Here is a 15382-nt window from a genome sequence, read left to right on the forward strand (position 1 = left end):
TAGCTACCAACAAAGGGGGAGTTACTCCCTCTTCTGGTCGAGCTTACATACTGGCTAATTTAGTGCTAAAACTAACAGTAGTTTATTATCGCTTGTTAGTGAGATGAGAGCATGAGCAAAAGGAATATTGTCTGGGCGGTGGTCATTATTGGCATCGCCTTTTTCGTTTATCTTGGTATTAACAAAGAGTCGGCTAGCTATGAAGGCATTGCCAGTGGCAATGGGCGAATAGAAGCCGTCGAAATTAACGTCGCCACGAAAGTTGCCGGTCGCCTCGACAATGTATGGGTTGAAGAAGGTCAGTTCGTGCTCACCGGCGACAAACTGGCAAAAATTGATACCACCACTTTGGAAGCTGAACTGCATCAAACCCAAGCAGTATTTAAACAGACTCAAAACGCCATCAATACCGCCAAAAGCCAGGTAAATCAACGGCGCGCTGAAAAAGACGCCGCACAGGCCTTATTAAAACAACGAGAGTCTGAGTTAGACCTTGCCAAAAAGCGTCTGGCACGTGTACAGAGTTTATCCCAACAAGGCTCTATGTCAGCCCAGGAGCTGGATGATGCAAAAGCCGCTGTTGTTAGCGCTGAGTCGGCGGTAGCTGCGGCGAAATCTCAAATTGCTTCTACTGAAGCGGCAATTACCACTGCCATCTCACAGCGAGAGGAAGCAGAATCTGCTGCTCAAGCCGCCAAAGCAACCATTGAACGTATCCAAATCCAAATTGATGATAGTACCCTTTTGTCCCCCCGGGACGGCCGTGTTCAATACGTAGTATCAAGGCCAGGCGAAGTGATTGGGAGTGGCGGCCGAGTAGTTAATATGGTCGATCTGAGCGATGTTTACATGACCTTTTTCTTGCCAACACAGACTATTGGAAAGATTTCAGTCGGTAGTGAAGTCCGTATTGTATTAGATGCACTGCCGGACTACCGCATCCCGGCTAATATTAGCTTTATTTCAGACGTAGCTCAGTTCACACCTAAAACAGTAGAAACCCAGGAAGAACGTGAAAAACTGATGTTCCGGGTCAGAGCCAGTATTGATAAGAAGTTACTAGAACAACACCTGGAGCGGGTAAAGACAGGGCTCCCTGGGGTGGCTTATGTCAAACTTGATGGACAGGACAGTTGGCCTATTGAGCTGCAATCGGAGCTTGACTGATGTCAACAGACAATGACTCAGTAGTAACACTGAGCGAGATCAATTACCGCTACGGAAAACAACAAGCGCTTGAAGCATTATCAATTAAAATTCCACGGGGGCAACTCTGTGGCCTGATTGGTCCCGACGGAGTAGGGAAATCCACCTTACTCTCATTGATTTCCGGGGCACGCGCGCTACAAAAAGGCCAGTTACATGTTCTTGATGAAGACTTGAGTCAGTCGCGTCAACGTAAACATTTATATCGTCGTTTAGCCTACATGCCACAGGGACTTGGTAAAAACCTTTACCCGACTTTATCGGTTGAGGAGAACCTCAGCTTTTTCGCACAACTTTTCGACATTGACGGTAAACAACGTCGGCAACGTGTCAGTCGTTTGCTAAAAGCCACTCGCCTATGGGAGTTCCGCGATCGCCCCAGCGCCAAGTTGTCCGGTGGTATGAAGCAAAAGCTTGGGCTTTGCTGTGCCTTGATTCATGAACCCGAGCTTCTTATTCTTGATGAACCTACCACTGGCGTAGATCCTTTGTCCCGTCGCCAATTCTGGCAACTCATTGCTGATATTCGCCAACAACACCCTGACATGAGCGTTTTAGTCGCTACTGCCTATATGGATGAGGCCGAGGGCTTTGACTGGCTGGCTACTATGAATGCAGGGAAGTTATTAGCCGCAGGCTCTCCAAATGAGTTGCTGCAGCAAACGGCAACATCCACTCTTGAAAAAGCCTATATTAAATTGCTGGGTGCAGAACCCAATCAGGACTTTGAAAATATCGCTCGTCTCTCGATAAAAGAAACATCGGTTGCTATCGAAGCCCAGGATCTTACCATGCAATTTGGTGACTTTACCGCCGTAGATAAAGCGAGTTTTCGCATTCAAAAAGGCGAGATATTCGGCTTCTTAGGCTCTAATGGTTGCGGTAAAACCACCACCATGAAGATGCTGACCGGTTTACTTACCGCCAGCTCTGGTAAAGCCTGGCTCTTCGATCAACCAATTGAGAACAACCCTCTTGAAACCCGAAAGCGTGTAGGCTACATGGCTCAAAGCTTTTCCTTGTATGGAGAATTAACGGTTTACCAAAACTTAAAGTTACACGCCCAGTTATTCGATATTCCTAAAAACAGCATAAAAGACAGAGTAGAAAGCGTTGCCGAGCAATTTGATTTACAACGACTATTCCAACAATTACCTAGCCAGCTTCCGGTAGGAGAACGACAGAGGCTATCTTTAGCGGTTGCAATGATCCACCAACCAGAAATATTAATACTGGATGAACCAACTTCGGGCGTTGACCCTATTGCACGGGATCACTTCTGGCAAATTCTGATGAAGTTATCGCGTGAGCATGGTGTCACCATATTTATCTCAACGCACTTTATGAACGAAGCCGAGCGCTGTGATCGCATATCCTTAATGCATGCCGGGAAAGTTCTAATAACCGATACCCCCGAAGCTATTACTAAAAGCCGTAATAGTGACTCGCTGGAAGATGCCTTCGTCAATTATTTAGAAGAGGCGTCTGCTTCTCATCACTCGCAACAATCACCGCAGGAACCTTCAGAACTGCAACATAGTGAAAAACTTAAACTCAATCACGGTTTCAGCATTAAGCGACTGCTCAGCATCAGTCACCGCGAAACCCTAGAGCTTATCCGCGACCCGGTGCGCTTAGTGATGGCCTTAGTTGGTAGCGTTATTCTGATGTTTGTTTTGGGTTACGGCATTAATATGGACGTTGATGAAATTGATTTCGCGGTATTAGACCGTGACCACACCAGCACCAGCCGGGACTATATTTTAAGCTTATCGGGTTCTCGTTACTTTAATGAAAAAGCCCCCCTGACAAGCTATGAACAAGTTGACGATGCCTTAAAAGCTGGAGAAATCAGCTTAGCTATAGAAATACCCAGCGGGTTTGCTCGCGATATGCAGCGTGGGGAAAACGTCAGTATAGGGGCCTGGATTGACGGTGCAATGCCAATGCGTGCAGAGACCGCGCAAGGATACATTCAGGGTATGCATATTGACTGGCTACAAAAACAGCAACAACAGTTAAGCAGCCAGCCAACAAAGCCAGCGATGGTCGATATAGCATCGAGGTATCGCTATAACCCCGACGTTAAAAGCTTGCCAGCCATGGTTCCTGCTGTCATTCCACTGTTGTTAATGCTTTTCCCATCCATACTGACGTCACTGTCTGTAGTGAGAGAGAAAGAACTGGGCTCTATTACAAATTTTTATGTTACCCCAACCCGCAAAAGTGAGTTTTTTATTGGTAAGCAACTACCCTATGTCGTTCTCGCAATGGCAAACTTCTTAATATTGGTTGCTCAGGCGTTGTTTATTTTTAACGTAGAAATCACCGGAAGTTTTCTGGCTTTCTCACTCGCGACCTTTCTCTATGTTCTGTGTGCAACCGCACTTGGACTTATTATGTCGGCCTTTCTTAATAGCCAAATTGCCGCACTTTTTGGTACTGCACTTGCCACCATTCTGCCTGCATCCCAATTCTCTGGCATGATCACGCCGGTGACTTCACTCGAGGGACTTGCCAAGGTTATCGGCGAAATTTATCCGACAACTTACTATATGATTGTCAGTCGGGGCGTGTTTTCGAAAGCCCTGTCATTTAATGAGTTGCAGGTCATGTTAGTCGGGCTCAGCATCGCTGCCATTCTTTTCATTGCCATTGGTATTAGCTTAGTCAGGAAACAGGAGCAATAAATGCGATCAGCTAAAAACATTGCTCATTTAGGCGTGAAAGAGCTCATTAGCTTGTCGCGTGACCCTATGTTACTGCTGTTTATTATGCTGGCTTTTACCGTATTTGTTTATACCGCGGCATCTGCCACACCACAAACTTTGTACAAAACACCAATAGCCGTTATCGACAATGACCGTTCCCAGCTTTCCAACCAATTGATAAACAGCTTCTTAATGCCTTACTTTTTGCCGCCCGAAGCCGTTTCTGCTCAAGAGGCAGATCAGCTTATGGACGAAGGGCGCTACACCTTTATTCTCGATATTCCTGAAGGGCTGCAGCGTGATTTGTTAAGCGGTGATCAGCCTCAGCTACAACTCATTGTTGACGCCACGCGCATGAGTCAAGCCTTTACTGGTAACGGTTACATTCAATCTATTATTAATCGCGAAGTCAGCTCCTTCACGCAGTCCGACACTCAGTTACCTGTCGATATAGCCGTAAGGGCACAGTTTAACCCGGAGCTTGATAGCGGATGGTTCAGCGCCATTATGGAATTGATTAACCAAATTACCATGTTGTCGATTATCTTAACCGGTGCAGCCCTGATAAAAGAACGGGAACACGGCACCATTGAGCACCTTATGGTAATGCCGGTCAGCCCTTTTCAAATTATGGTCAGCAAAGTTTGGGCTATGGCCTTAGTCGTATTAGTTGCCTCTGCGTTCTCACTCACTGTGATAATTAAACAGGCGCTTGCTATACCTACCAGCGGTTCCTTAACACTGTTCTTATTCGGTACCGCTCTGCACCTTTTTGCCACCACGTCTATTGGCATTTTCTTAGGAACCTATGCCCGCTCTATGCCCCAGTTCGGATTACTGTTTTTGCTGATTATTATGCCAATGCAGATACTCTCCGGCGGCATGACACCTTTTGACAGTATGCCTGCTGCAGTTCAGGCTGTGATGTACTTTGCTCCTACATCTCACTTTACCGAATTTGGTCAAAGCATCTTATTCCGTGGCGCCGGGTTAGAAATTGTTTGGCCACAGCTACTTGCACTAAGCGGTATTGGCGCCTTATTCTTTTGGGTTTCCTGGCGCCACTTTCACGAACGGTTAGCGGATATGGCGTGAACCATTTTTTAAGTCATAACAGTGACATATTGCTTGCCATGCTTCTTCCGCGCTATCCACAATCTGGAACAAGTCTAAGTCGTATTCTGCAATAGTGCCTTCTTCTACCAGCAAATCGAAATCGACTGCACGACGCCAAAATTCAGATCCCACCAAAACGATAGGTACAGGTTCTGATTTTTTAGTTTGTACCAAAGTTAAGGTTTCGAATAACTCGTCGAGCGTTCCGAAGCCACCAGGAAAAGCAACTAACGCACGAGCTCGTTGCAGAAAGTGCATTTTTCGAATGGCAAAATAGTGAAACTGGAAGCAGTATTCAGGCGTTATATATGGGTTTGGACGTTGCTCATGAGGCAGTACAATATTCAGACCAATACTTTCTCCTCCGGCTTCCATCGCTCCTCGGTTCGCAGCTTCCATGATGCCGGGGCCACCACCACTGACAATCATCAGGTTTTCTTCATCGTGCTTAAGGTTGTGTTCAGTCGCAATACGTGAAAAGTCCATTGCCTGCTGATAGTAAGCACTATTTTTTAATGCCCGCTGGGCGCGCTTTAAGTTACCTTTTAAGCTGTCATTATCTGGCTCTTCTGCTAACGCTTGCTCAGCCATACGGGCATCATGCTGCGCCTGCTCAGGCGATAAAAAACGGGCGCTGCCAAACACAACAATGGTTGCGTCTATCTGATGCTTTTCGAGCGTTAACTGAGGCTTTAAATACTCCAGTTGCAGGCGTACCGCGCGCAAGTCGTCCTGCAGTAAAAATTCATGATCGGCAAATGCCAGCTTATACGAGCCTTGCCCTTCTATTTTGGCAATAGATTCTTCAGACTGTTTCGCCGAAATTAGACGACGTCGATGCAACTCATTTTCTTTCATGGGAAGTCCGTATGCATGGGGTTAATGGTAACCAATAACGGCTAGTTTATCTTAAATACAGAGCAAAGCCTTTTGAATTAGTCTCTCTCCAGTTGCATAGAGACCATACCATTATTCTCACCTACCTCGTGAAACCCCAGGTCTTTATAAAGTGACCGCGCCGGCGTATTTTCAGGGTATACATTCAATGTAATAAACCTGACTTGCTCCTGCGCCCAGGCATTTTCCATTAATGCTTTTACAAATAACCGCCCCAGCCCTTTGCCTCTCATTTTCGGGTTAACAATAAGGCAGGCTATGTGAATACCGTTCTCGACTTTTTCATAAGCCTGAGCAAAACCAATCAGCTCTTCATTCTGATAAAACGCAAAAGTGCCGCGTTCATTGCCTTTAATTTGTTGCCAGATAGCGTCCGCAGGGCTGCCATACCGAACTTTATCGCCAAACCACAGCCGGAACTCTGCAGCATTCTCAGGCCAGGTCAACGCCACTTTTAATTCGTTTAATTCAGCTTTCTTTAACATCGCTCTTTGTTTTAACAATGGGTTTCCAACGTAAATTAGCACAGAAGAAAACCTAACGTCGCGTTAGTTCGCTAACTAAGGTAATGTGAGTCCTATAAAAAATAACCTCCTAAAAGATGCAACTAACGGCGCCATGCTAAGCAATACCAAACTGCACCAGAAACTTGCCTTGCCCTTAATTATTCTCTCTCAATTACTGGGCACGTCCTTGTGGTTCAGCATTAACGGTGTCTGGCTTCCTTTGTCGGCAGAACAGCAACTCACTGAGTCAGACTTAGGCGCTCTAACTCTGGCCGTGCAGCTGGGTTTTATTATCGGCACTCTGACACTGGCACTAACCGGGCTGGCGGATCGCTACCGGGCCAGCCAGATTTTCCTGTTCTCAAGCATGGTTGGTGCAGCTGTTAATGCACTGTTTATCCTTACCGTTGATATTGCCAGCATCGCCTGGTTGCTGCGCTTTTTAACCGGGCTTTGTTTAGCCGGAATTTACCCAATGGGAATGAAACTGGTGATATCCTGGGTGCCCCGCTATGCAGGCAGCGCACTTGCCTGGCTACTAGCCATGCTGACTCTGGGTACGGCTTTGCCGCACCTCATGCGCGGAATAACCCTGGATTTTTCCTGGCAGATCCCGCTGCTGGTATCTTCGCTACTGGCATTGCTTGGCGGCCTCTTAGTAGGATGGCTTGGCAGTGGTCCTCATCTGCCGGCTACCGCGTCAGCTCATACGTTGCGCTCTGGCTTGCGCGCATTAACACGCCCCAAATTCAGAGCCGTTGCTGTCGGTTACTTTGGTCACTGCTGGGAGTTATACGCGTTCTGGATGTTAACACCGTTGCTAGTGTTGCAACCTCTAACCGCTCTTAACCTTCCTTTAAGCGCAGTACCCTGGCTGGCCTTTTTCATTATTGCTATTGGCAGCCTGGGCTGTATTGGCGGTGGTTTACTGACCAAACGGCTCCCGGGGCTAACCGTTGCCAGACTGGCATTATTCAGCTCCGGCAGTATTTGTTTGCTGTACCCTTTAATGACAGAACTTCCCGCCTGGATACTTTTCGCTTTATTGCTGTTTTGGGGTCTTACGGTTATTGCTGACTCTCCGCAATTTTCAGCGCTGGCCGCTCATTTTGCACCCAAAGAAAATGTTGGTTCTGCACTGGCCATAATGAATGCTATTGGTTTTTCATTAACACTACCGGCCATATGGCTAACCAGTAATTTGTGGTCTATACATAACGAGTGGGTTACCTGGCTTCTGCTGCCCGGACCAATCATTGGTTTATGGGCAATGCGCAAGCTATCAGCATAGAGAAGGCATTATGGCCACTAAAATTAAAGACCAGCGTATTTATAAGTACGGCGTTATCGCTATCGTCTGTATTGTTGCCGCTCTGGCACTTATTTTTGTTCTCGGACGCTTCAGTTAGAGTTAATGCTCACTAACCTTCTACTCACCCTGAAGCGTGAGAACTAAGGTGCGTGCGCCGCCATGGTCCCGATGCTCGCAAAGATAAATACCCTGCCAGGTTCCCATATTTAAACGGCCATTTGTCACAGGAACGGTCAGACTGCTACCAAGAATGCTCGACTTTAAATGTGCCGGCATATCATCCGGCCCCTCAAACGTATGACGATAATAGGGGGCATTTTCCGGTACCATCTCATTAAAATGGCTTTCAAAGTCCTGCCTGACCGTTGGGTCGGCGTTTTCATTAATAGTCAACGACGCAGAGGTGTGCCTAATAAACACATGCAATAAACCCACCTGAACCTGCCCAAGCTGCGATAAGGCCTGCTCAACCTCGCTGGTAATAAGATGAAAACCTCGCGGTCGAGCCCGTAACTGAAGTTCCGTTTGTTTGATAAGCATTTGTAAACCTGTTTGCTGTACATGAAAGCTTGCCATATGCTTAGAGCATATCGAAAACAACGTCATAACTTAAAGGAATGATACTAATGCGATACTTACTGATCGTTTTTACGCTTTTATTCAGCATAACAAGTTTAGCCCAAGAAAGTGTCGAAGAAGCCACCACAAAAGCCGTAAAAGCATTTTTGTATGGCGCCAGCATTAATTCACCAAAAGCTCATGACCGGTTCTGGGCAGAAGAACTCACTTATACCAGCTCCAGCGGTAACCGCTTTGGTAAAGAACACCTTATGTCCGGCATGAAAGACGCCAAAGCTAAAGACCCTGAAGAAGTAAAAGTTTGGTACGGGGCCGAAGACATCGAAGTAAAACAGTTTGGCGATACCGTGGTATTTAATTTCACGCTAACCGCCGAAGAGGAAGGAAAAGTAACAAAATACTATTACAATACCGGCGTTTTAATTGAGCGTGACGGTCGCTGGAAAGCCGTCAACTGGAACGCAACTGAAGTCCCTGAATAAAAGTAAACAGCCACCGGAGGCAAAGAATGGCACGAGCACACGCATTACATATTTTGGTCGAAACCAAAGACGAAGCCGAAACGCTAAAAGAGCAACTTGCGCAGGGCGCTAAGTTTGCAGAGTTAGCACGTAAGCACTCACTTTGCCCCTCCGGCAAAAAAGGCGGCGATTTAGGCGAGTTTAATCGCGGCCAAATGGTTTCTGCTTTTGACAAAGTCGTGTTCGGCAAGCCCACTCTTGAAGTGCACGGGCCGGTCAAAACTCAGTTCGGCTGGCACTTAATTAAGACATTGTCCCGCAGCTAACAAACCGTTTTTATTCTTGCTCCTCAACCGGGTCGGCGTCCTTTTTACCAGGCTCTACATAAATAGCGATGCCTTCTCCGGTTTTATCGGTCAGTCCAAACGCTTTGCCCACACTGACACCAAACCCAACGTTCCCTGAGTAGCCTCCGGCACCGGTGCCCACATAAACGGAGTTACCTTCTTTATCACCCGTTTTTTCAAGTAAAACCCCATTTGCGCCTACCTTCGCCGCCTCTTTTTTCAAGCGTTGCAGAACCGCCTCTACTTTAGCTTGTTCACCAAAACTCCAGGACGAATCACTGGTCGCTTCTATCAACGCAATTTCTTCGTAGCTCTCTGGCTTTTCTAAGTACACCTTCACCTGCTCAACCGGAATTTCAGGGCGAGCTTCGCCAATAAGTACTGAGGAAGAAGGTGATGCACAGCCTGCCAATAACAGCATGCCGCTTAGAGCCAGCCCAGAATAAAATGTATATCGCATAACGCTACTCTCAGTTTAGACGCTTACTTAATGAATAGCACAGAAGTGGTGATTTCACTCAACTCTTTCAATATCTTTAAGGAACCGTAAAATAGAAGAGACTAAGCATACCAACTGAACGGAGCTCTTTTTGCCTGATATTGACCTAATTAGCCGTCATTTTTTAGCACTGTACTTTCTCTTTATTGCGGTTCATTACGCAAGCACCGCCATTGGGCTTTCAAAGCGCACCGCACAAAGTCACATTCAGTATGGGGAAAAAGGCAGTGCTACCTGGTGGATAAGGCAGGTCTTTAACCTTTTTCGTGGAGCCATTTTAGTTGTTTGTATTGCCCGCGTTTTCTTCCCTATAGATCCCTGGTTGGGCATTTTCGCCTCACTTTATAGCCCCTGGGTTCTTTCCATTGGCATGGTCACTATGCTGGTATCTCTGGGGCTCGTGAGCTACAACCATGCTTACATGAGACAAGACTGGCGCTCAGGGATAGACTCCGATAGAAACCGGGCCTTGCTGACAAAAGGGCCTTTTTCACGCTCCCGGAACCCTATGTTTTTAGCCATTATGTTGGGACAAATTGGGTTATTTTTGACGCTGCCCAGCCTGTTTACACTCATCTGTCTGGCAATGGGCGTCGCAATGATACGCCTGCAAGCGGTAAAAGAAGAACAAGCACTGAGTGAACTCTACGGTGAGGAATACCGGCAATACAAGAACCAGGTGCCGCGCTGGTTTTAAGTTCGTTAAGTTGTGCTGTGGGCTGAAGTTAAGGCAATATCATCGTAGCTGGCAACCACTGTATTCCTCCCGTCTGCTTTTGCCTTGTAAAGGTTTTTATCAGCAGTTTGCAGAAGAGTTTCAACAGTATCCTTTTTATCGCGGCCCGAAGCTGTTGCAATGCCAATACTGACGGTCGCATTAATGTCATCCAATAGCGGCTGCTTATTGAGTCTTTCTACAATCCGGTTCGCAATATTTGCTGCCTTACCGCCATCAGTATCAGGACAAATAATTAAGAACTCTTCACCACCCCAGCGACCGACTAAATCACCCTCCCGGGTTGTCTCTTTCATTACATTGCCAATCGCCACCAATACTTTATCACCCGCAATGTGGCCATATTCATCATTAATGCGTTTGAAATGATCGACATCCAGCAACAATATCGATGTAGGTTTTAAGTCTCGCTTCGAGGAGGCCAATAAGCTCTTTAAGCTATTATCTATGTGCAGGCGGTTAAAAATGCCCGTTAAAGGATCTGTTGTTGAGGTCTTTTGCAGTTGCTCATAAGCCTCACGCCGTGAGCGTTCATAATAACGAAACAGAAAAACCTGTGCGGTTGCAACTTCCACAAAATTAAAAAGAGCACCTAAACTTAAATTTCCCGGAACACCAAGACCCAACAGTTTATACAAAAACCAGCCGCAATAAGCGAATACCAGTCCCGTCACCCATGTACCGGCGGTTGGCCCCAATAAGAAAAAGGCAATCGGCGGTAAAATCGTAACCCACAGCAACGAATAATTTCGTCCTTCAGCCAAATGAATAAAAGCTAACAGGACGAAAACCAAGGTTAGAGTCACTATCCACCCAGCCACTTTGAAATTACCACCACGGCTAACGTAAAAGTAGATAGCAGCGGCTAAAACAAAGCCGGAAAAGTCGTATATGGCAATATCGGCAGCATCAAAAAGCGTAATATTCAGCAAGCCAATTAAGCCGAAGTAAATCAGCATAATCAGCAAAACACTATAGATCAGTGACACCTGATGATACCTGGGATCATCAGTGCCAATGGTCGGATGGTATTTACGCCAATATTTCATAAGTCGCTTTTGCTGCTTTTTTCTTATGCTAGCGCGGTTTCACAGTGATTGGAACTTATGTCACTGGTTACTTATCTGGCAGCTTCCATTAAGATGGCTATAATTCCAGAAAAACCGGGCAAACTCATGAACAAAACTGCATTTGCAGCACTCGCCGAGTATATGGATCTTCTGCTCGATGCTATATGCGTCGTTGACCAGCAGCACCGGTTTAGTTATTTAAGCCCTGGCACTCAGCGCGTATTTGGTTATACACCCGACGAAATGATGAATCGCTCAATGTTCGACTTCATTCACCCTGACGACCACCAGGCAACCATGGCTATAGCACAGAAAATAAACTCAGGTGACCAAGTGGTTCACTTCGAGAACCGTTATATACGTAAAGACGGATCTGTTGCACACATACTTTGGTCAGCTCGCTGGTCAGAGCGAGATCAAAGGCGAGTTGGCGTTGCCCGCGATATCTCTGAACAAAAGCGCCTGGAGCGCGACCGCGAAAGCTTGATTGCTCGCCTTGAGCACATGGCACTGACTGATCCCCTAACTCAATTACCTAATCGCGCCTTGTTCTACGACAGAGTCAGTACAGCCCAAAAGCGTGCCACTCGGGACGGTACAGGTTTAGGTCTTCTGTATCTGGATCTTGATAAGTTCAAGTTCATTAATGATGAGTACGGCCACGCCACAGGCGATCAACTGTTAAAAGAAGTTGCCCAACGCGTGGCTTCGGCAGTCCGCGCAACCGACACGGTTGCTCGACTGGGTGGCGATGAATTCGTGGTGCTTATTGATGCCGTTCCCTCAACAGACGAAGGTATAACGACGGTACGTGCTGTGGCAGAAAAAATCCGGCTAGCAATGCAAGCACCGTTGCGACTGCCCCATGGTGAAGAGGTCGTTACCTGCAGTATGGGTATGGCCTTGTGGCCACAGCACGGTGACACCGCAGACACCCTAATAAGTCAGGCTGACGAGGCTATGTACCGAGCTAAAAGGAATGGCGGTAATCAATTAAGTGAGTAGTTGATATAAAAACGCACCACCTTGGTAAGGGTGGTGCGCTGAATCAGAAACGGCTGTTGCCGTTTTAAAGTCTAGTTCTAAGAGCTTTTCGTTTCACTAATGTAGTCGTTAACAAATTGCTCCAGAATGTTCAGCGGTACTGGACCACTGCCAAGCACAACGTCATGGAACTCACGAATATCAAATTTATCGCCAAGCTCTGACTTAGCTTTTTCACGTAATTCCAGTATCTTGTTCATGCCAATTTTATAGGCAGTTGCCTGACTTGGCATGACAATGTGACGCTCCACCATTTTCACGGCGTCTGACTTTGCGTTCGGTGTATTGGTTACGTAGAAATCAATACCTTCTTCACGCGTCCATTTCTTGTCATGAATACCGGTATCAACAACTAAACGAACCGCACGCCATAGCTCCATCGCTAAGCGACCAAAGTCGGAGTATGGGTCTTTGTACAAACCAATTTCTTTCGGCAACTTCTCGGTGTACAGTCCCCAGCCTTCGCTGTAAGCAGTGTAACGGCCAAAGCGACGGAACTTAGGAATGCCTTCCAGCTCTTGCTGAATTGCAATTTGCATATGGTGGCCCGGAATACCTTCATGGTAAGCCAGCGCTTCCATCTGATAAGTCGGCATAGCCGCCATGTCATAAAGGTTCGCGTAGTAAGTACCAGGGCGAGTACCATCCATTGATGGCTGCTGGTAGAAGGCCTTACCCGCTGACTTCTCACGGAAAGGTTCTACCGCTTTGACAATCAAATCAGCTTTAGGCTTTTTGATAAACAGCTCATCCAAACGCCCACGCATGTTATCGATGTAAGCCGTTGCTTCATCCAGATAACGCTTGCGACCTTCTTCGGTGTTCGGGTAAACAAACTCTTCGCTATTGCGCATATGGACAAAGAACTCTTGCAGCGTTCCTTCAAATCCCACTTCTTCCATAATGCCGCGCATTTCTTCATGAATACGCTCCATTTCACTTAAACCAATTTCATGAATTTCTTCTGCGGTTAAGTCAGTCGTGGTGGTGCGCTTTAACGCATTATTGTAAAACGCTTCACCGTCCGGGAATTTCCAGGCACCGTCTTTGGTCGTAGCTTGCTCGGCAATACCTTCCACCGCGGTAATTAAACCTTCATAGGCAGGCTTAACCGATTCCAGCATGGCTTTTTCTGCAGACGCTAACAGCTCTTCACGCTGGCTCTCTTCAAGCTCAAGCTTCTCAACTTTACTTGTGAAGTCTTTCCACAAAGCACTAGGCTCACCGTCATCAAACGGCGCACCGGTAATAATGTTTTTGCTGTCGCTAATTACGTAGGGGTAAACAAATTTCGGTGCGATAATGCCTTTTTCAGCCCGCAGTTCCAGGTTCTCTGCCAACTGGTCAAACAGCCCCGGCAAGCCATTTAAACGAGCAATGTAATCTTGTGCATCGTCCAATTCGCTAATACCGTGTTGGTTAATCAACAACGAAGCAACACTGGAGTGCATGCCAAACATCTGATTAACCGGATAGTTGTGATGACGCCATTTGTAATCAGCAATCTCGTTTTCCAGCTTCTGCTTCATCAGCATCCAGCTTATTTTAGTCTGCTCATTCAGCTTTGACTCATCAATCGCCTTCACTTGCTCTAAATGCTCTTTCTGTAACGCCAGCTCTTCCTCTGCTGCCGCTTCAGAAATATCGTCCCATTTGTCCTGGTCTTCTTTAATACCAAGATAAGACTGATACATTGGGCTGCGCATGACATTTTCCATAAAAATGTCTTCAAACAGCTTATTGGCTTTTTCAGATTCAGTCTGTTCAGCATTCTGAGTAGTGTTTTCAGACGTTGCGCTTTGAGACTGAGCATTTGCCGTCGTCGCTTCTTCTTTGGAAGCGTCTGAACAAGCGGTCGTCATTAGCACCAGCGAGACAGCCAACGCAATTTTCTTATATTCAAACATGTGTATTCTCTCCTGTTGTTTCATCAACTTGATAGCGTGTACAGCACGGGATGTCAATGAAGAGACGACGGCAGGGGTAATAGCTACGCCCAAACGTCTATGCCGACAACCCAGTGAAAATGTCCGGAATAACTCGAGCACTGTTGCGAGATAACTTATTCTGCAGGAAAGTAATAAACGCGACGAATGAGGCTATTATTAAACTCGTAAATCGCCAGGCTTTTCTGCGACCTCAGCTCTCCGTTCTGCCGCCAGCTTGCTTCTTCCACTGCACTGACACGGTTTCCTAATACAGTTAGGTCGGTTACTTCACTTTGACACGACGCGCAAGATTTAAAGTATCCGTCCATCGCTTCAATGAGCTCAGTCTTCCCGCTGGTTTCAACCGCTACTCTGTCACCATTAACCGACAGCCATTGAATATCATCGGTCACGTATTGTGACATTAGCTCCGCATTATGCGCATTAAACGCGGCCACGAATCCCTTAACTTGTTCAGAACGCTCGGAAGCCGCCAGCCCGGGAGCCGATAGGACAACGCAAAAGAACATGAAACAGGAAGCTAAATGCCGCATGATCAATCCTTATTCAGTTACTGCAGTGTGTGTTCCCGGCACGCTTCAATTTGTGCAGCCGGCAAGGGCTCACCTATTACAGGTTCAAGTGCGAACTGCACCTTTGGAATCAACGCCTGAAACTCGGTAAGTAATACATCCTTGCTTACGCTCTCGTTAAACACAAGCGTCACCTTCAAACTTTGCGGAAAGTGCTGATAGTTCACTTCATGCGCGAGCCAAATAAAGCCTTCATGTTCAAACTTCGCCACTTCGCACAACTGAGTCAGCTCTCGGATTATCTCCCGTTCCAGCTTTTTGTCCGTTTTTCGCATGCAAACACCTTTAATAGCTTTCTAGCCATAGGATAACCTAATAACAGCAATGTTGCCCTGCCTGGCGTTTGATCCGCTTAGTCAGCTAGCTATACTCATTTT

Annotated in this window: 16 protein-coding genes; 8 read left to right on the top strand and 8 right to left on the bottom strand. The window is 46.7% G+C overall.

The window, feature by feature from the left end:
* The first annotated feature begins 111 nt into the window (after positions 1-111).
* Genes K5X84_RS11430 through K5X84_RS11440 form a run of 3 tightly spaced genes read left to right on the top strand, consistent with a single transcriptional unit; the run spans position 112 to position 5012 of the window.
* Positions 112-1167: an HlyD family secretion protein gene (locus K5X84_RS11430; protein ID WP_222235912.1), complete on the top strand. Its 1056-nt coding sequence runs from the start codon at positions 112-114 to the stop codon at positions 1165-1167.
* Positions 1167-3896 (top strand): ribosome-associated ATPase/putative transporter RbbA, encoded by a 2730-nt coding sequence (gene rbbA, locus K5X84_RS11435; RefSeq protein ID WP_222235913.1) that lies wholly within the window; start codon positions 1167-1169, stop codon positions 3894-3896. The genes K5X84_RS11430 and rbbA overlap by 1 nt, the downstream gene beginning before the upstream one ends.
* Positions 3897-5012, top strand: a complete 1116-nt coding sequence (locus K5X84_RS11440; protein ID WP_222235914.1) for an ABC transporter permease — start codon at positions 3897-3899, stop codon at positions 5010-5012.
* Here K5X84_RS11440 and K5X84_RS11445 read toward each other — a convergent pair.
* Positions 4995-5891 carry an LOG family protein gene (locus K5X84_RS11445; RefSeq protein WP_222235915.1) on the bottom strand — a complete coding sequence of 299 codons (897 nt, stop codon included), beginning with the start codon at positions 5889-5891 and terminating at the stop codon, positions 4995-4997. The two genes, K5X84_RS11440 and K5X84_RS11445, sit on opposite strands and share 18 nt — an antisense overlap.
* Positions 5892-5968: 77 nt before the next feature.
* Positions 5969-6415: a GNAT family N-acetyltransferase gene (locus K5X84_RS11450; RefSeq protein WP_222235916.1), complete on the bottom strand. Its 447-nt coding sequence runs from the start codon at positions 6413-6415 to the stop codon at positions 5969-5971.
* 85 nt (positions 6416-6500) lie between these two features.
* Here K5X84_RS11450 and K5X84_RS11455 point away from each other — a divergent pair, with 85 nt between their 5' ends.
* A complete protein-coding gene (locus K5X84_RS11455; RefSeq protein ID WP_244994787.1) occupies positions 6501-7727 on the top strand; it encodes an MFS transporter in 1227 nt (408 codons plus the stop codon).
* Between the two features lie 138 nt (positions 7728-7865).
* Here the strand turns inward: K5X84_RS11455 and K5X84_RS11460 are convergent, their stop codons facing one another.
* Positions 7866-8288 carry a secondary thiamine-phosphate synthase enzyme YjbQ gene (locus K5X84_RS11460; protein WP_222235917.1) on the bottom strand — a complete coding sequence of 141 codons (423 nt, stop codon included), beginning with the start codon at positions 8286-8288 and terminating at the stop codon, positions 7866-7868.
* Positions 8289-8374: 86 nt separating this feature from the next.
* Between K5X84_RS11460 and K5X84_RS11465 the strand changes: the two genes are divergently transcribed.
* Both K5X84_RS11465 and K5X84_RS11470 read left to right on the top strand, forming a co-directional pair.
* On the top strand, positions 8375-8809 hold the full coding sequence (locus K5X84_RS11465; protein WP_222235918.1) for a nuclear transport factor 2 family protein: 435 nt from the start codon (positions 8375-8377) through the stop codon (positions 8807-8809).
* Between the two features lie 26 nt (positions 8810-8835).
* Positions 8836-9114, top strand: coding sequence for a peptidylprolyl isomerase (locus K5X84_RS11470; protein WP_222235919.1), 279 nt, complete (start codon positions 8836-8838; stop codon positions 9112-9114).
* A 10-nt stretch (positions 9115-9124) separates the two neighbouring features.
* On the opposite strand, the gene K5X84_RS11475 is transcribed toward K5X84_RS11470, so the two are convergent.
* The gene (locus K5X84_RS11475; RefSeq protein WP_244994788.1) at positions 9125-9595 is read right to left on the bottom strand and encodes a hypothetical protein; all 471 of its coding nucleotides are present in this window, start codon (positions 9593-9595) and stop codon (positions 9125-9127) included.
* A gap of 130 nt (positions 9596-9725) precedes the next feature.
* Between K5X84_RS11475 and K5X84_RS11480 the strand changes: the two genes are divergently transcribed.
* Positions 9726-10331: a methyltransferase family protein gene (locus tag K5X84_RS11480; protein WP_222235920.1), complete on the top strand. Its 606-nt coding sequence runs from the start codon at positions 9726-9728 to the stop codon at positions 10329-10331.
* A gap of 5 nt (positions 10332-10336) precedes the next feature.
* Here K5X84_RS11480 and K5X84_RS11485 read toward each other — a convergent pair whose 3' ends face one another.
* Positions 10337-11419, bottom strand: coding sequence for a GGDEF domain-containing protein (locus K5X84_RS11485; protein ID WP_222235921.1), 1083 nt, complete (start codon positions 11417-11419; stop codon positions 10337-10339).
* 126 nt (positions 11420-11545) lie between these two features.
* Here K5X84_RS11485 and K5X84_RS11490 point away from each other — a divergent pair, with 126 nt between their 5' ends.
* Positions 11546-12445, top strand: a complete 900-nt coding sequence (locus tag K5X84_RS11490) for a diguanylate cyclase domain-containing protein (RefSeq protein ID WP_222235922.1) — start codon at positions 11546-11548, stop codon at positions 12443-12445.
* A gap of 77 nt (positions 12446-12522) precedes the next feature.
* Here K5X84_RS11490 and K5X84_RS11495 read toward each other — a convergent pair whose 3' ends face one another.
* From K5X84_RS11495 to K5X84_RS11505, 3 genes are all read right to left on the bottom strand, one after another.
* The gene (locus K5X84_RS11495) at positions 12523-14391 is read right to left on the bottom strand and encodes a DUF885 domain-containing protein (protein WP_222235923.1); all 1869 of its coding nucleotides are present in this window, start codon (positions 14389-14391) and stop codon (positions 12523-12525) included.
* 155 nt (positions 14392-14546) lie between these two features.
* On the bottom strand, positions 14547-14966 hold the full coding sequence (locus K5X84_RS11500; RefSeq protein WP_222235924.1) for a nuclear transport factor 2 family protein: 420 nt from the start codon (positions 14964-14966) through the stop codon (positions 14547-14549).
* A 17-nt stretch (positions 14967-14983) separates the two neighbouring features.
* Entirely contained in the window at positions 14984-15280 is a 297-nt protein-coding gene (locus tag K5X84_RS11505; protein ID WP_222235925.1) for a hypothetical protein, read from the bottom strand.
* Between the last annotated feature and the right edge of the window lie 102 nt (positions 15281-15382).

This window comes from Idiomarina abyssalis, from assembly GCF_019797805.1.
Taxonomy (GTDB): domain Bacteria; phylum Pseudomonadota; class Gammaproteobacteria; order Enterobacterales; family Alteromonadaceae; genus Idiomarina; species Idiomarina abyssalis.